Annotated in this window: 13 protein-coding genes; 5 read left to right on the top strand and 8 right to left on the bottom strand. The window is 69.5% G+C overall.

Annotation, left to right across the window (positions count from 1 at the left end):
• Positions 1-17: 17 nt before the first annotated feature.
• The 3 genes from ilvD to otsA form a co-directional block, all read right to left on the bottom strand.
• The gene (gene ilvD, locus AC3WLB_RS11045; protein ID WP_492505890.1) at positions 18-1,712 is read right to left on the bottom strand and encodes a dihydroxy-acid dehydratase; all 1,695 of its coding nucleotides are present in this window, start codon (positions 1,710-1,712) and stop codon (positions 18-20) included.
• Between the two features lie 65 nt (positions 1,713-1,777).
• Positions 1,778-2,590 (bottom strand): trehalose-phosphatase, encoded by an 813-nt coding sequence (gene otsB, locus AC3WLB_RS11050; protein ID WP_492505892.1) that lies wholly within the window; start codon positions 2,588-2,590, stop codon positions 1,778-1,780.
• A complete protein-coding gene (otsA, locus tag AC3WLB_RS11055; protein ID WP_492505894.1) occupies positions 2,587-4,149 on the bottom strand; it encodes an alpha,alpha-trehalose-phosphate synthase (UDP-forming) in 1,563 nt (520 codons plus the stop codon). The genes otsB and otsA overlap by 4 nt, the downstream gene beginning before the upstream one ends.
• 139 nt (positions 4,150-4,288) lie before the next feature.
• Between otsA and AC3WLB_RS11060 the strand changes: the two genes are divergently transcribed.
• Positions 4,289-4,483: a hypothetical protein gene (locus tag AC3WLB_RS11060; protein WP_022896757.1), complete on the top strand. Its 195-nt coding sequence runs from the start codon at positions 4,289-4,291 to the stop codon at positions 4,481-4,483.
• A 156-nt stretch (positions 4,484-4,639) separates the two neighbouring features.
• Here the strand turns inward: AC3WLB_RS11060 and AC3WLB_RS11065 are convergent, their stop codons facing one another.
• Entirely contained in the window at positions 4,640-6,064 is a 1,425-nt protein-coding gene (locus tag AC3WLB_RS11065) for a mechanosensitive ion channel family protein (protein WP_492505896.1), read from the bottom strand.
• A gap of 164 nt (positions 6,065-6,228) precedes the next feature.
• Between AC3WLB_RS11065 and AC3WLB_RS11070 the strand changes: the two genes are divergently transcribed.
• A complete protein-coding gene (locus tag AC3WLB_RS11070) occupies positions 6,229-6,819 on the top strand; it encodes a hypothetical protein (protein WP_492505898.1) in 591 nt (196 codons plus the stop codon).
• 40 nt (positions 6,820-6,859) lie between these two features.
• On the opposite strand, the gene AC3WLB_RS11075 is transcribed toward AC3WLB_RS11070, so the two are convergent.
• Both AC3WLB_RS11075 and AC3WLB_RS11080 read right to left on the bottom strand, forming a co-directional pair.
• Entirely contained in the window at positions 6,860-8,236 is a 1,377-nt protein-coding gene (locus AC3WLB_RS11075; protein WP_492505900.1) for a glucose-6-phosphate dehydrogenase, read from the bottom strand.
• 229 nt (positions 8,237-8,465) lie between these two features.
• Positions 8,466-11,156 carry a helix-turn-helix transcriptional regulator gene (locus AC3WLB_RS11080; RefSeq protein ID WP_492505902.1) on the bottom strand — a complete coding sequence of 897 codons (2,691 nt, stop codon included), beginning with the start codon at positions 11,154-11,156 and terminating at the stop codon, positions 8,466-8,468.
• 249 nt (positions 11,157-11,405) lie between these two features.
• On the opposite strand from AC3WLB_RS11080, the gene AC3WLB_RS11085 reads away from it, so the two are divergent.
• The 3 genes from AC3WLB_RS11085 (at position 11,406) to AC3WLB_RS11095 (ending at position 13,362) form a co-directional block, all read left to right on the top strand.
• Positions 11,406-11,693 carry a hypothetical protein gene (locus tag AC3WLB_RS11085; protein WP_492505904.1) on the top strand — a complete coding sequence of 96 codons (288 nt, stop codon included), beginning with the start codon at positions 11,406-11,408 and terminating at the stop codon, positions 11,691-11,693.
• Between the two features lie 721 nt (positions 11,694-12,414).
• A complete protein-coding gene (locus tag AC3WLB_RS11090; RefSeq protein WP_492505906.1) occupies positions 12,415-13,131 on the top strand; it encodes a tyrosine-type recombinase/integrase in 717 nt (238 codons plus the stop codon).
• A gap of 33 nt (positions 13,132-13,164) precedes the next feature.
• Positions 13,165-13,362, top strand: coding sequence for a hypothetical protein (locus AC3WLB_RS11095; RefSeq protein WP_492505908.1), 198 nt, complete (start codon positions 13,165-13,167; stop codon positions 13,360-13,362).
• A 1-nt stretch (position 13,363) separates the two neighbouring features.
• On the opposite strand, the gene AC3WLB_RS11100 is transcribed toward AC3WLB_RS11095, so the two are convergent.
• Positions 13,364-13,594, bottom strand: a complete 231-nt coding sequence (locus tag AC3WLB_RS11100; protein WP_492505910.1) for a hypothetical protein — start codon at positions 13,592-13,594, stop codon at positions 13,364-13,366.
• On the bottom strand, positions 13,591-13,938 hold the full coding sequence (locus tag AC3WLB_RS11105) for a hypothetical protein (protein WP_492505912.1): 348 nt from the start codon (positions 13,936-13,938) through the stop codon (positions 13,591-13,593). Before AC3WLB_RS11105 ends, AC3WLB_RS11100 begins: the two co-directional genes overlap by 4 nt.
• Positions 13,939-13,942: the final 4 nt, after the last annotated feature.

A 13,942-nucleotide genomic window follows, 5' to 3' on the forward strand; every position in this document is an offset into this window, starting at 1 on the left:
TGTGATGGAGCGCTAAGTCACCCCGTGATCGCGCCCACCGCAGCGGAGTGCACGAGCTTGGAGTACTTCGCGAGAACGCCACGGGTATAGCGCGGAGGAAGTGGGGCCCAGCCGTCTCGGCGGGCTTCCAGCTCAGCCGGTTCGACAAGTAGGTCGAGCGAGCGAGCGGCGATATCGACCCGTATTAGATCACCATCGCGCACGAAGGCGATCGGACCTGCGTCGACCGCTTCGGGTGCTATGTGGCCGATACACAGTCCGGTTGTGCCGCCTGAGAACCTGCCGTCGGTCAATAGTAGTACATCCTTGCCGAGGCCGGCCCCCTTGATGGCGGCGGTGATGGCGAGCATCTCGCGCATGCCAGGCCCGCCCTTGGGGCCTTCGTAGCGGATGACCACGACGTCACCGGCGTTGATACGCCCCTCGGTGAGCGCGTCCATCGCCGCACGCTCGCGCTCGAACACCCGGGCCGGGCCCTCGAACACATCGGCGTCGAACCCGGCCGACTTCACCACGGCGCCCTCGGGCGCGAACGAGCCCTGCAGCACCGTGAGGCCGCCGGACTTGTGGATGGGGTTCGACAGCGGGCGCAGCACCTCGCCGTCGAGCGGCGCGATGTCCATCTCGGCGAGGTTCTCTTCGATGGTCTTGCCGGTGACCGTCATGGCGTCGCCGTGCAGCAGCCCTTCGTCGAGCAGAGCCTTCATGACAGCGGGAACCCCGCCGTGGCGGTCGACGTCGTTCATGACGAAGCGGCCGAAGGGCTTGAGGTCGCCGATGTGCGGCACCTTGTCGCCGATCTTGTTGAAGTCGGCCAAGGTGAGCTCGACGTCGGCCTCGGCCGCGATGGCGAGCAGGTGCAGAACGAGGTTCGTCGACCCGCCGAAGGCCATGCCGACGGCGATCGCGTTCTCGAGCGACTTCTTGGTGATGATGTCGCGGGCGGTGAGCCCGAGCCGCAGCATGTTGACGACGGCCTCGCCGGAGCGGTGCGCGAAGTAGTCACGGCGGCGGTCGGCCGCGGCGGGCGAAGCCGAACCCGGGAGGCTCATGCCCATGGCCTCGGCGGCGCTCGCCATGGTGTTCGCGGTGTACATGCCACCACAGGAGCCCTCGCCCGGGGCGAAGGCGCACTCGATGCGATGCGCGTCTTCCATCGACATGCGCCCGGCGCGCACGGCACCGACGGCCTCGAAGGAGTCGATGATGGTGATGTCTTTCTCGGTGCCGTCGGAGAGCTTCACCCAGCCCGGGGCGATGGACCCGGCGTAGAGGAAGACGGAGGCCAGGTCGAGGCGGGCGGCAGCCATGAGCATGCCCGGCAGCGACTTGTCGCAACCGGCGAGCAGCACCGAGCCGTCGAGGCGCTCGGCCATCATCACCGTCTCGACCGAGTCGGCGATCACCTCGCGCGAGACCAGCGAGAAGTGCATGCCCTCATGCCCCATCGAGATGCCGTCGCTGACCGAGATGGTGCCGAACTGCAGCGGGTAGCCGCCGCCGGCGTGCACCCCCTCCTTCGACGCGCGCGCGAGCCGCTCGAGCGAGAGGTTGCAGGGCGTGATCTCGTTCCACGAGCTCGCGATGCCGATCTGCGGCTTCTCCCAGTCTCCGTCGCCCATGCCGACCCCGCGGAGCATTCCGCGGGAGGTGAGGGCTTCGATTCCGTCGGTGACGGTGCGACTGCGGGGCTTCATGTCTATTTCCGGCATGGTATGAGTTTAGAACCGGCAAAGGGGTGCTCCGGCACCCAGCCGGATCTGTGGAGAACCGGCCCTCATCGCCCGCCTGTGGAGGACTTCTTCGAGCGCAGCTCCGCGAGCCTGGCAAGCACCCGCGCGACCTCGGCGGGGCCGGCGACCCGGTGCGCGGCCGCCGTCTCACCCGGGCCGCTTTTCAGCCCGAGATCCCCGGACCGGAGGGCGGCGAAACCGTCCTCGTCGGTGACGTCGTCGCCGGCGAAGAGCACGGCATCGGCCTCGACGAGGGTGCGGAGCATCCGCACCGCCTCGCCTTTCGTCGTGTCGCGCACCGAGAACTCGACGATGTTCTTGCCGCGCCGCACGGTCAGCCCGTTCTCCTCGGCTCCGGTCTCGGCGAGCGCGCGCGACTCCGCCTCGGCGGCGTCGGCCTCGTTCGCCAACCGCACGTGCAGCGCATGGCCGGCAGGCTTGGCCTCCACCCAGACGCCCTCGAAGGCATCCGCGATGCTCTGCAGAGTGGAGCCGAGGTCGGCGACGCGGCTCCGTTCGGCCGCGTCGAGGGCGACCTCCGTCACACCGTCATGCCGCACTTCGACCCCGTGGGACCCCACCAGCAGCGCGGTCTCGGGCAACTGCGTGACGTGCTCGAGGCTCGCCATGGCACGGCCCGAGATCATCGCCACCCAGGTGTCCGGCAGGTCGAGCAGCGCGAGCACCGCAGCCCGAGCCTCGGGGAGGGCGCGCGCATCGTCGGGCCGATCGACCTCGGGCGCGAGAGTGCCGTCGAAGTCGAGGGCGACGAGCAGGCGCCGCGCGGCCGCCAGCTGCTCGAGATCGCTCGCCAAGGCGCTGGCGGCGGCGCCGTCGGCCACGTCCGACGACGTCACTCCGACTCCTCCGCCGCCCGCTGGTGCCGAGGGGCCGCCGTGCGGGTGTTCGCCTTCGGCAGCGCCAGGTCGTTCGAGGGCGTGGCGAGCGCGGTGAGGAACGACGACGACCACCGCGCCACGTCGTTCTCCTGCACACGCTTGCGCATCGCCCGCATCCGTCTCGCCCGCTCGCTGCGCGGCATCCGCGAGGCCTGGAGGATCGCTTCCTTCAGCCCCTCGATGTCGTGCGGGTTCACGCGGAGCGCGGTGCGCAACTCGTCGGAGGCGCCGGCGAACTCGCTCAGCACGAGCACGCCGTCGTTGTCGAAGCGCGTGGCCACGTATTCCTTCGCGACCAGGTTCATGCCGTCGCGGAGCGCGGTCACGAGCATCACATCGGCGGCGAGGTAGAGCGCCACCATCTCCTCACGCGGGTAGCCGTGATGCAGGTAGCTGATCGCCGTGTGACTGATGGTGGAGTAGTCGCCGTTGATCCGGCCCACCGTCAACTCGATCTCGTCGCGCAGGTTCTGGTAGGTGCGGACCCGTTCGCGGCTCGGGCTGGCGACCTGCACGAGCGTCACATCCTCGACGTCGAGCGCACCGTCGGCGAGCAGTTCGCCGAACGCCTTCAGCCGGTGCCCGATGCCCTTGGTGTAGTCGAGCCGGTCGACGCCGAGCATGACCACCTCGGGATTGCCGAGCCCCTCGCGGATCTCCTTCGCGCGGGCCTGGATGTCGGGTCGGTGCGCGAGCTCCTCGTAGCTCGCCGCGTCGATGGAGATGGGGAACGCCTTCGCCACGACGGTGCGCACCAGCTTGTCGTCCCGCACGGTCGAGATGCGGTGCTTCGCGCTCGCCACCTCCACCTCGGCCTCGATCGGCACGTCGATGACGGTGCCCTTCGACTGGAAGCCGAGCAGACGCCGCACCGCCCGCGAGAAGTTGCCGGCGTCGGCGGTGCGCTGGAAGCCGATCACGTCGGCGCCGAGCAGCCCCTCGATGATCTGCGTGCGCCACGGCAGTTGCGAGTAGATCCCGTATGCCGGAAACGGAATGTGATTGAAGAAGCCGATGGTGAGGTCGGGTCGCTGGCTGCGGAGCATCCGTGGCACCAGCTGCAACTGGTAGTCCTGCACCCAGACGGTGCCGCCCTCGGCGGTCACCTCCGCGGCCCGGTCGGCGAAGCGCTGGTTGACGATGACGTACCGCTCCCACCATTCGCGGTGGTAGGCGGGCGGGGCGATGACGTCGTGGTAGAGCGGCCAGAGCGTGTCGTTGGAGAAGCCCTCGTAGTAGAGCTCGATGTCGTCGGCCGAGAGCGTCACCGGGATGAGGTGGATGCCGTCGTTCTCGAACGGCTCGGCCTCGTCGTCGGCCGTGCCCGTCCAGCCGATCCAGGCCCCATCGGCCTCGCGCATCACCGGTTCGAGCGCCGTGACGAGGCCGCCCGGCGAGGTACGGAAGGACGGTGTGCCGTCGTCACCGACGACGCGATCGACCGGCAGCCGGTTCGAGACCACGACGAACGGGAACTCGGCGGAGGAGGGGATGGCGGGAGTGGCTGAAGAGGGCATGTGTCCGTTCGGCTGAGCCGGGCGCGGTTCAGGTGCGAAGCAGGCGGCCCGGATTTCCAACTCCGAGTCTACCAGGGCGGGCCTCGGAGCGGCCGTGCGGGGTACCGTAGGAGCATCGACGGAAGAGGACGGGGACAGTGTGCGCAAGTACATCCTGAACAGCAGCATCATCGGCGCGGCGATCGGCGCGTTCTCCACCATCCAGGCCACCCGCAAGGGTCCGCGTGACTGGCGCCTGATCCTCATGTGGGTGAGCTGGGGCATCACGCTCGCGCTCGCCATCGGCAGCGTGCTGCAGCAGGACGAGGACGCCCGCGAGCTCGAGGACCACTGAGGTGTTCCACCCCGGCGCGGGCCCGGTGCCCATCCTGTTCAGCGTGCTGAGCGGCGTGGTCTCGGTCATCGCCGCCGCTCTCGTGTTCCTGCTCGTGCTGGGGGTGCTCTTCCTCCTGGTGCGCTTTCTCTGGTTCGGCACCCGCGCGGCCCAGGTCTACCTCGTGAAGAACGGGGAGCCGGGGCGCTTCACCTGGCCGCCGCGCCCGGTCGGCGAGCCACCGGTGGCACCGTCGCCGGCAACGGCGTCCGAGACCCAGTCGGCAGCGCCGGCCGCAGCGCCCTCGACGGAGTCCCCCGCGACCGACGAGACCGTCCCCCTCCCCGACAACGCAGCGCCCGTTCCACCGCGCGCCCCGCTCAAGCCGAAGTCCCCGCCCGCCGGCTGAGGCGGCTCACCGGGTCTCGATCGGCCCGGTGAACATGCTCGCCCGGCCTTCCGCGTCGCGGTCGGCCCGGTGAACATGCTCGCCCGGCCTTCCGCGTCGCGGTCGCCGTGGAACAGGCCCACCGCATCCGGGTCGCCGACGTGGGAGGGCCGGGAGATGTCCGGCTCCTCCTCCACCATCCGCACCCGGGTGCGCGGGATCGACTGCGGGCTCTGCCGGTAGAGCCACGCGATCATCTCCTCCCGCACGAAGCAGCGCAGGTCGAACAGCGTCGGCGCGTCGATCGCGGTGACCAGGATGCGCACCCGAACGAAGCCGCCCACCGCATCCGTCACCTGCAGCACCGACACGCGCTGATCCCAGAGGTCGGTGCGGGCCAGGATGCGCCCCAGTTCTTCCCGCATCTCCCCCGGTGTGACCCGCCAATCGAGATCGAACTCGACCGAACCGAGGAGTTCGGAGTTGCGCCTGGTCCAGTTCTGGAACGGCTGCGCCGTGAAGTAGGTGCTCGGCAGCACCATGCGCCGGTCGTCCCAGATGTGCACGACGACATAGGTGAGGGTGATCTCTTCGATGCGCCCCCATTCGTTCTCGACGATCACCACGTCGTCGACACGGATGGCGTCACTGAACGCGATCTGCATGCCCGCGAACACGTTCGCCAGCGTCGACTGGGCGGCGAGCCCCGCGATGATCGAGACGATCCCGGCCGAGGCCAGCACACTGGCGCCCACCGCCTGCGCGCCCGGGAAGGTGAGCAGGATCGCGCCCGCCGCCAGCACGATCACGACCGCCATGGCGAGGCGCCGCAGAATCTGCACCTGGGTGCGCGCGCGGCGCGCGATGCGATTGTCCCGCCGGTCGATCCGGTACCGCGCGAGCGCGATGTCCTCGACGAACAGCGCGAGCGCGCAGAGCAACCACGCCCCCGACGCGATGGCGAGGATCAGGAAGACCTGATTCACGGCCGGCAGCCAGTCCGTCGCGGGCAGGGTGGAGGCCATAGCCACCCAGAGCAACAGCACCAGCAGCACGATGCGGAACGGGATGCGCGCGCGACGGATGAGCGTGGCCGCCCACTGCTTGCGCCGGGCGATGAGTCGCACGACGAGGGCGACGACGGCGGTCACGGCGACCGCGACGACGAGGGCGAGCGCGGACGAGATCGCGAAGACGATCCAGGTTCTGTTCATGAGCGGGAGTCCTTCCTGCACGGCCGCGGGGGCGGATGGGCGGCGATCGGGCGAATTCCCACCCTAATCAGCCCATTGCGCGCCGCAACCCGGCGTGTCGATTGGCTCCCGCACACCTCCAGCACGCACACTGTTCACACGGTGGGAATGCAGAGGGAGTTGCGATGATCGGCTGGCGACGGCGCGCGAAGGCGGCACGGGAGAGCACGGTCAGCCAGGAGCGCCTGTACGAGCTGGTCAGCCAGACCCTGATGGAGAATTTCGGCCCGCTCGGATCGTTCGCGATCACCCGCCGGTCGAGCACCGACACCGACGACATCTTCCACACAGCGCTGGCCAAGTCGGTGTCCCGCGACATCGTCGCCAACCTCGCCGAGCACGGCATCAGCATGAGATCGAACGGCCACGGCACGGTGGCACCGCTGACTCCCGTCGACACGGTCGCCGTTCCCCGGCAGCTGGCCCGGGCGGTCGGTTCGGTGTCGAGCCGCTTGTCGCCGGCGGCATCCGCCGCGCCAGGGGCATCCGTCGCACCGACCGCGCCCCTTGTGGCGCTCGCTGTCGCGCCGGCCGAGCCGGAGGTGCCGGCCTACCCCGCGTTGGCCGACGGCATCGCCATCGGCGCAGCGCCGATGATCGACGGCCCCGACCCGATGGATGACGACGCGCTGCGTGCGCTCGTCGCGCACCATGCCGAGGTCACCGAGGCCGTCGCGGCCCGCCAGACGGCCGAGAGCGGCTTCATCGCCATCTGACCCCGCGCTCCTGGGCGGCGGGCCGACGGGCACGCCCGGCTCAGCCGATCGGCCGCCAGTCCGCGGGACCCTCTGAGCCGGCCGGGTACTCCTCCAGCGGAACCTCGTCGCCATGCCACGCGGCGATGACGGGAGCGAGGATGCGCCACCCCTCCACCGCGGAGTCTCCGCGCACGCTCAGCGTCGGGTCGCCGTCGAGGATGCCCGCGAGCACTTCGCGGTAGGCCAGCAGCTGCCCGTCGCCGAACGTGGCGTCGAGGCTGACGCGCTCGAGCTCGTAGGGGTCGCCCGGGCCGTTGATATCGAGTTCGAGGGACATCGCATCCGGTGCGAGGTAGATGCGCAGCACCGTGGGCGAATTCGCACCGGTGAGACCCACCGGCAATTGCTGCGCGGGCTTGAACGTGACCACGATCTCGCGGCGGCGCTGACCGAGGGCCTTGCCGGAGCGCAACGTGATCGGCACACCCTTCCACCTCCACGTCGCGACCTCGAGCGTCACCTCGGCGAGCGTTTCGGTCTCGCGGGCCGGGTCGACACCCTGCTCGTCGGCGTAGCTCGGCAGCTGCCGGCCGTCGATGCTGCCGGCGGAGTAGCGGGCGCGGCGGCTGGATTCCTTCGGGTCGTCGTTCCAGAGGTGGGTGGCGCGCAGCACGATTTCTTTGGCATCGCGCAGGTCGTCCTGACCGAGCGTCGAGGGCGGCTCCATGGCGAGCACGGCCATGACCTGCAGCAGGTGGCTCTGGATCATGTCGATCAGCGCCCCGGCCTTGTCGTAGTAGCCGGCGCGGCCCTCGAGCCCGAGCTGCTCGTCGTAGACGATCGCGATCTCGGCGATGTGTTCGGCGTTCCACACCGGCTCGAAGATGCGGTTCGCGAACCGCAGGCCGAGGATGTTGAACACCGTCGACCGGCCGAGGAAGTGATCGACCCGGTGGATCTGGTTCTCCGGCACCAATTTGGCGAGTTCGCCGTTCAGCGCCTGGGCACTCGGTACGTCCATGCCGAAGGGCTTCTCGAGCGCCAGCGTCAGCCCGGATGGGAAGTCGACGCCCTGCAGCGTGACCACGACCTGTGCTGCCACCGCGGGCGGCAGCGCGAAGTAGATGGCAGGGGTGCCCGCGGCCATCCCGAGCACCTTCGTGAGCGCGTCGGCGTCGGTCACGTCGGCCTTGACGTAACGGGTGCCGGCCACCAGGGCGTCGACGGCCGCGCCGGATGCGGTCACTTCGCCGAACGAGCTGGTCACGACCTTGCGCCAGTCGTCGTCGCTCCAGTCGGCGCTGCCGACGCCGATGAGTTCGAGGTGGCGATCAGGCTGATCGCTGAGGAGTTGCCCGAGGCCGGGGAGCAGGAGGCGTGCGGTGAGATCTCCGCTGGCGCCGAAGATGAGGAGCGTGTCGACCCGTTGCGTCATACCTGTCACAGTAGCCCAGCGTGACGACGAGACACGGTAGGAGGGAAAGCGGAACAGGGACGACCACCCGAAGGCCGCCCCTGTTCCTGGATCATCACGCGGTGCACCGCCGGCGAGGAACTGACGAGTGAACCTCGGGCACACAGAACTGTGCCCCGCGTTCGGATGATCTGGCTTACGCCGAGGTCTATTCTCAGGCACGCATCCGCCACCCTGGCGTGAGTAATTTCTACTTGTTCACGGCGCCGGGGGCGAGGGAGACGGGATGCTCGGCGTAGGCGCCGTCGAGCCGGAGCTCGCTCAGCTCGGCCGCGAGCTCGCGGCGCCCGGTGATTCCGAGCTTCTTGTAGATGCGCGCGAGATGGTTGTCGACGGTGCGCACCGAGATGCCGAACTCGGCCGCCAGCTCGGCGCTCGTGCGGTGCGCCGCGGCGCCCGAGGCCAGCTGCCATTCGCGGTCGGTGAGCGGAGTCACCCGCGACTGCCGCGCTCGGCGGCTGGTCATCGCGACGCCGGCCCGCACCGTCCAGGAGTCGGCCAGGCGGTGGGCTCGGGATGCCCGCACCAGATCGCCTCCGGAGTGCTCGGCCACCCACAGCGCGGCGTCGATCGCCGGGCCGAGGAGGCCCGCCTCGGCGAGCTCCTTGGCGATGGGCAGCACGTCGTAGCGGGCGATCACGGCGCGCGCGTGCGACTCGGCGAGCGGGAAGGCGTGCCGCGCCGCGAGCAGGTGCGGGAGCATCACCGTCGCGCCGACGACTGGCTCGATGCGCACCGCCTCGTACGCGACCATGGCGGCCAGGTAGAGGTGCCCCGCGTCGACGGCCTTGTGCAGCGCCGGGCTCAGACTCCGGATGGCGAAGCCGGGCCGGCCCGACGCCGCGGAGACCCACGCCCGGGCGAGCGACGCGTACAGCTCGACCTTCGGATCGACGATCTCGGCACTGGTCAGCTGGTCGAGCCAGCTGCGCGCGATCGCGAATCGCCCGGTGCGCGCGGCGACTGCGGCCGACAGAGCGTCGGCCGTCGGCAGGAGCCCCGCAATGTCGCGCCACACCAGATCGCGTCGCCCTTCGGTGACGAGCTTCCAGGCGCGGGCAGGCGACCCCGCGTGCAACTCGATGATCGCGAGCACCAGCTTCCAGATGCCCCGAGCGCTCGGGTTGTCCTTCTCGGCGCGGGCGAGGTTGCGGCGGGCCGCGCTCCGCGCATCCGTGAACCTGCTGGTGAAGGAGAGCACGAGCACCTCCGAGAACTCGAGCAGGTCGCGTGCGTTCGGGAGCGTGTCGCGAAAACGATCGCACTCGGCCAGCCCCCGCTGCACCGCCTCGCCGGCGAGGGTGAGGTTGCCGCCCATCGTCTGCAGCGTGGCGATCATGATGAGCAGGTTGAGGTCGCCCGGTGTCTCGACCGGGCCGACCAGGGCGAGTTGCTCGACACCCACCGGGACTCCCTGACCGGACATCAGGCGCCACTTCGCCAAGTCGGCCTCCACCGACGCCCGGTCGTCGTCGGCCAGCCGATGCAACACCGACTCGACGCGAGACACCGCCACCTGAGGCTGCAGTTCGCGGAAGGCCAGATGGTTGCCCTCAGCCTGGGCGAGGGCGGCCATGAACCCGCGGTCGGCTGCGTCGCCCGCGCTGTTCACGGCAGTCCAGGCCGCGGCGAAGTGCTCAGAGGCCTCGCGGCTCCGGCCGATCTGCGACAGGGCCTGCGCCTGCACGTACTCACCGGCGGCGCGGAGTTCTGCATCCCGGCCCGCCGATTCGGCCGCGTGCTCACCGAGGGTGATGGCGGTCGTGTAGCGCCGCTCCCGCAACTCCCGCCGGGCCAGGTCGATGAGCACCCGGGGCGCCACGGGCTGGCCGGCGTTCAGCTGCAGCAGAGCGCGGCGCACGCGGTGTTCCGGGTAGCCGTCGAGCATGTCGACGCCGGCCGCACAGAACCCGGTGCGCGCGAACTCCGAGACGGTCGTGAGCAGCACCGGCCGGTAGAGCGGATGCGCGAGCTCCGCCCAGACGCGACCGTCGCGCCGGCGCGTGGTCACGAACCCGGCCGCCTCGGCCTGCTGCGTGCCGGTCTCGGAGATGCCCGACGTACCGGCCTGCTCGACCGGCAGCTCGCCGGCCACCGCCAGCACCGTGAGCAGGTCGAGCACGAGTGGCAGGGCGAGCAGCGGGTTCGCGGGCAGTGCGCCGATGACGCCGTCGGAGACGTGCGGCCAGCTCTCCCGCCACGCCCCCTGATCGTCGGCGAGGTCGCACGCGCCGACGGATGCCTCGATCAACTCGGCGAGCAGGCGCGTGCTCCCCGCGGACAGGCGCACCATCTCTTCGGCCGCGGCGGCGCCGACGCTCGGGCCGAGGAGGTCTTTCACCACCGCGCAGCCATCGGCCACGCTCAGCGGGCGCAGCTCGATGAGCAGGGAGGCCTCTCGAGCGAGGTTGAGGGCCGTTGACCCCAGGCGATCGGCCGCTGCCCGGGCGGATCGCGCCACGACGAGGGAGGCGACGCCGGCGTTCGCGACCTGCTCCAGGACGCCGACGCTGGCGGGGTCGAGCAACTCGACGTCATCGACCACGAGCACCACTTCGGCGCAGTTGACGGCGCGGTGGAACCCGACCATGGCGGAGCCGTCAGGACCACCCGGCAGTGTCGCGAGAATCGGCGCCAGAGCACCGAGCGGAACACCGGAGAGGTCGGCGTTGCCCCGCACGCGATGCACCACTCGTGCGGGATCGAGGGCGCCCACCAGGGCGTCGAGGAAGGCGGTGCGGCCCACACCGGCGTGGCCGCAGACGACGACGGCCCGCGGTTCGCGGCGCTCCAGGGCGGCAAGCGCCTGCTTGAACGCGCGATCGCGACCACGCAGGCGGCGGCCATCGGAGAGCAGAGCGGGGTTTTTGTGCTGTGTCATGATTCGAACACTTTCTCTTCATGCGGCGTCGGCTTCGTCGCGGCATTTCGGGCGAGAACGGGGCCGCCTGGTCGAAACGGCATGAGTAGGTTTTACTCACTTTCGACGGAAAAATTGACGGATGCGCGCCGGATTACGTAGTCCGCGGGCAATATCTACGTAGTCCCCACCGGACCACCTGCGCGGCGGCATCGGTGGCCCGGCGCTGCTGCCTCGCGCCCGGGCGACCGCACGCACTAGCGTGGAAGGGTGAACCCGCGTCTGGCCCACCTCGTGCTCGCGCTCCGTCTGGCGTACGTGATCGGCGCGGTGCTGTTCCTGCTCGACGTGGTGCTCGCGATCGTGGCGCCCGCCATCGTGGGAGCGACGCCTGACGGGGCCGACGACGCCACGCTGGACAGCCTGACGTCGTGGATCGCCTTGATCGCGTTCGGCTGCGCCGCCGTCGGTGCGATCGTCACCGTCGCGGCGTCCGCCGACCGCCGCGCGCCGGCCCCGCATCCCGAAGACGAGGACACGCGCGACCCGGCGCTCTGAACCCGCGGTCGACGCCGCCCGGGCTTCGAGCGGTGAGCTCGTGGCGTTCCCCTCGATCGGGGACTGTCTACAACTGTCTACCGGTGGCTATCGTCGAGGGAGGCGCACGCCCCGATGCGCCCCAGCGGGGAGTGCCGCACAATGTCGAACGTCGAAGCCGGACCCGGGCTTCCTGATCTGAGCACGCGCGCAGGCGGTCAGAGCCCGGTGTGCGAAGAATGTCTTCATCCCGCCCTGATCAGGCCCCGCCGCCCGTCGATGTGGCGACGCGTCCTCCGACTGAAGCCCCGTCCGGCTGAATGCCAGGTTCGCGACTACTCAAGCGATCCGTCAGGGTTGACGCCGCTTCCGTGCGGATGCCGGAATCCGGCGCACGGCTCCTAGCGCCAGAGGCACCAGAGCGGATGAATGCAAGAAGGCCCTCGATCCCGCACATGTGCTGGGACCGAGGGCCTTCTCGTCGTGGTGCACCCCCAGGGACTTGAACCCTGAACCCACTGCTTAAGAGCTTTGGACGATTATAGGCCGCTTCGTTTGGCGGCGTGAGATGGGCCGGCGAGGGGTCAACGGCTTGATATCGTCGGGGGTGAAAACCGAACTACATACGCCGGGGTCGTGGGTAGTTCCCTTGGGGGACTTTCTATCGTGGCTCCGGGCGTCCAACCGTCCTGATTCAACTCTCTACCTGCGGAGCTACCAGCTGCGCCGATACGCGATCGATGTGGGTATCGATCCGTTCGATGCGACAACAGATCTGCTCGTCGACTACCTCGCCGGCAAGGGCCGGCCCAACATCCGCGACTGGTCGAACAACACCCGCCGGGGCATGCGAAACGCTCTGCGGAGCTTCTACGGGTGGGCGTACAACTCGGGCCGGATGACGTTCAACCCGGCCGCGCTGACGCCGCCGGCGCCGGCCGACATTGGGCGCGCTCGGCCGGCCGATCAGTTCGCAATCGACTTCGGGCTCGCCGGCGCTGACGAGCGCGAGCGATTGATGATCGAGCTAGGGCACAAGATGGGGCTACGGTGCATCGAGATCTCCCGCGTGCACTCCCGCGATCTGCATCAGGATCTCTTCGGCGACTGGCTGCTGCACGTACATGGCAAGGGCCGGCGTGAGCGCGACGTCGACGTGCCGCCTGACGTGCTCGTGCTGCTGCGCAAGCGAGGCGAAGGCTACGCCTTTCCCGGCCGCTTCGACGGGCACCTGTCGTCGGGCTATATCTCGAAGCTGCTGTCACGAGCGCTGCCGGCAGACGTCACGGCCCACATGCTGCGGCACACGGCCGCGACGAAGGTGCACGAAGCCGCCGGCGGCGATATCCGGGTGACTCAGGAATTCCTCGGGCATGCTTCGAGCGCGACGACGGAGATCTACACCCAGGTCAAGCGCTCGAAGCTGCGCAACGCAGTCCTAGCGGCTGCGGCGGCCTAGCATGGCCGGCGCGCGGTCGGCTATGGTCGCCTCATGAACCTTCTCGTGATCCTGGGCATAGCCGGCCTCGCGCTCGTGGCCGTTAGCTTCGTGCGGCTGCTGATCGCGCGGCCCAAGGTCGACCGCGAGACACGCGATCGGCTGCGGCGCGAAGAGGACGAGCGCGCGTGCACGTGCAACACCCACCCGGGTGAGCACTGCACGGTGCACGACGCTATGTCGATCTGGTGATCTAGCCCTTCGGCTTGTTCGTCGTCTGGTAGATGCCAAAGAACGTGCCGGCGGTGGTGAGCATGGCCGACGCGATCGTCAGGCCGATGAACCAGCCGGTTCCCTCGGTGACGAGTGCGACGGCCGTGGTCACGCCAGAGCCGACGATTGCGATCGATGCGCCGACGATCGCCTTTGCCGCCGTGGTGTCGACTGCGGCCGCGTGGTCGGGGCCGGGGATGGTGTCATTCATGCGTGTCTGCCTTTCCTGGGTTGGGTCTTGGGTTGGGTGATTTCGAGATCGTGGAGACGGTCGCGCTGGTCGGCGTCGTCGTCGCGGAGGCCGCGGATCTCGGCGCGGATGCCGCCTAGGTCGCGCACAACACCGTTGACCGTGGTCACGAGCTGGCGGAGCAGGCCGGCGTTCTCTTCGTGGCGCTCGTCGGCCTCTTCGCGCATGTTGGTTTCGTGGTTGTTCTCCACCTGGTCGCGAGTCGCGGCCGTGTCCTGGCGGATGCGGCGCACCTTGACGAGCGACACCACACCGATCGCCGACGTGACCATGCCCGGCCCGGCGGCGATCAGTGCGATGATCACTCCC

This window comes from Herbiconiux sp. FW305-C-125 (assembly GCF_058783455.1).

Coding starts and splice junctions, on each gene's coding strand:
- ilvD (WP_492505890.1), bottom strand. CDS start 1,712: ATGCCGGAAATAGACATGAAGCCCCGCAGTCGCACCGTCACCGACGGA.
- otsA (WP_492505894.1), bottom strand. CDS start 4,149: ATGCCCTCTTCAGCCACTCCCGCCATCCCCTCCTCCGCCGAGTTCCCG.
- AC3WLB_RS11065 (WP_492505896.1), bottom strand. CDS start 6,064: ATGAACAGAACCTGGATCGTCTTCGCGATCTCGTCCGCGCTCGCCCTC.
- AC3WLB_RS11070 (WP_492505898.1), top strand. CDS start 6,229: ATGATCGGCTGGCGACGGCGCGCGAAGGCGGCACGGGAGAGCACGGTC.
- AC3WLB_RS11075 (WP_492505900.1), bottom strand. CDS start 8,236: ATGACGCAACGGGTCGACACGCTCCTCATCTTCGGCGCCAGCGGAGAT.
- AC3WLB_RS11080 (WP_492505902.1), bottom strand. CDS start 11,156: ATGACACAGCACAAAAACCCCGCTCTGCTCTCCGATGGCCGCCGCCTG.
- AC3WLB_RS11095 (WP_492505908.1), top strand. CDS start 13,165: ATGAACCTTCTCGTGATCCTGGGCATAGCCGGCCTCGCGCTCGTGGCC.
- AC3WLB_RS11100 (WP_492505910.1), bottom strand. CDS start 13,594: ATGAATGACACCATCCCCGGCCCCGACCACGCGGCCGCAGTCGACACC.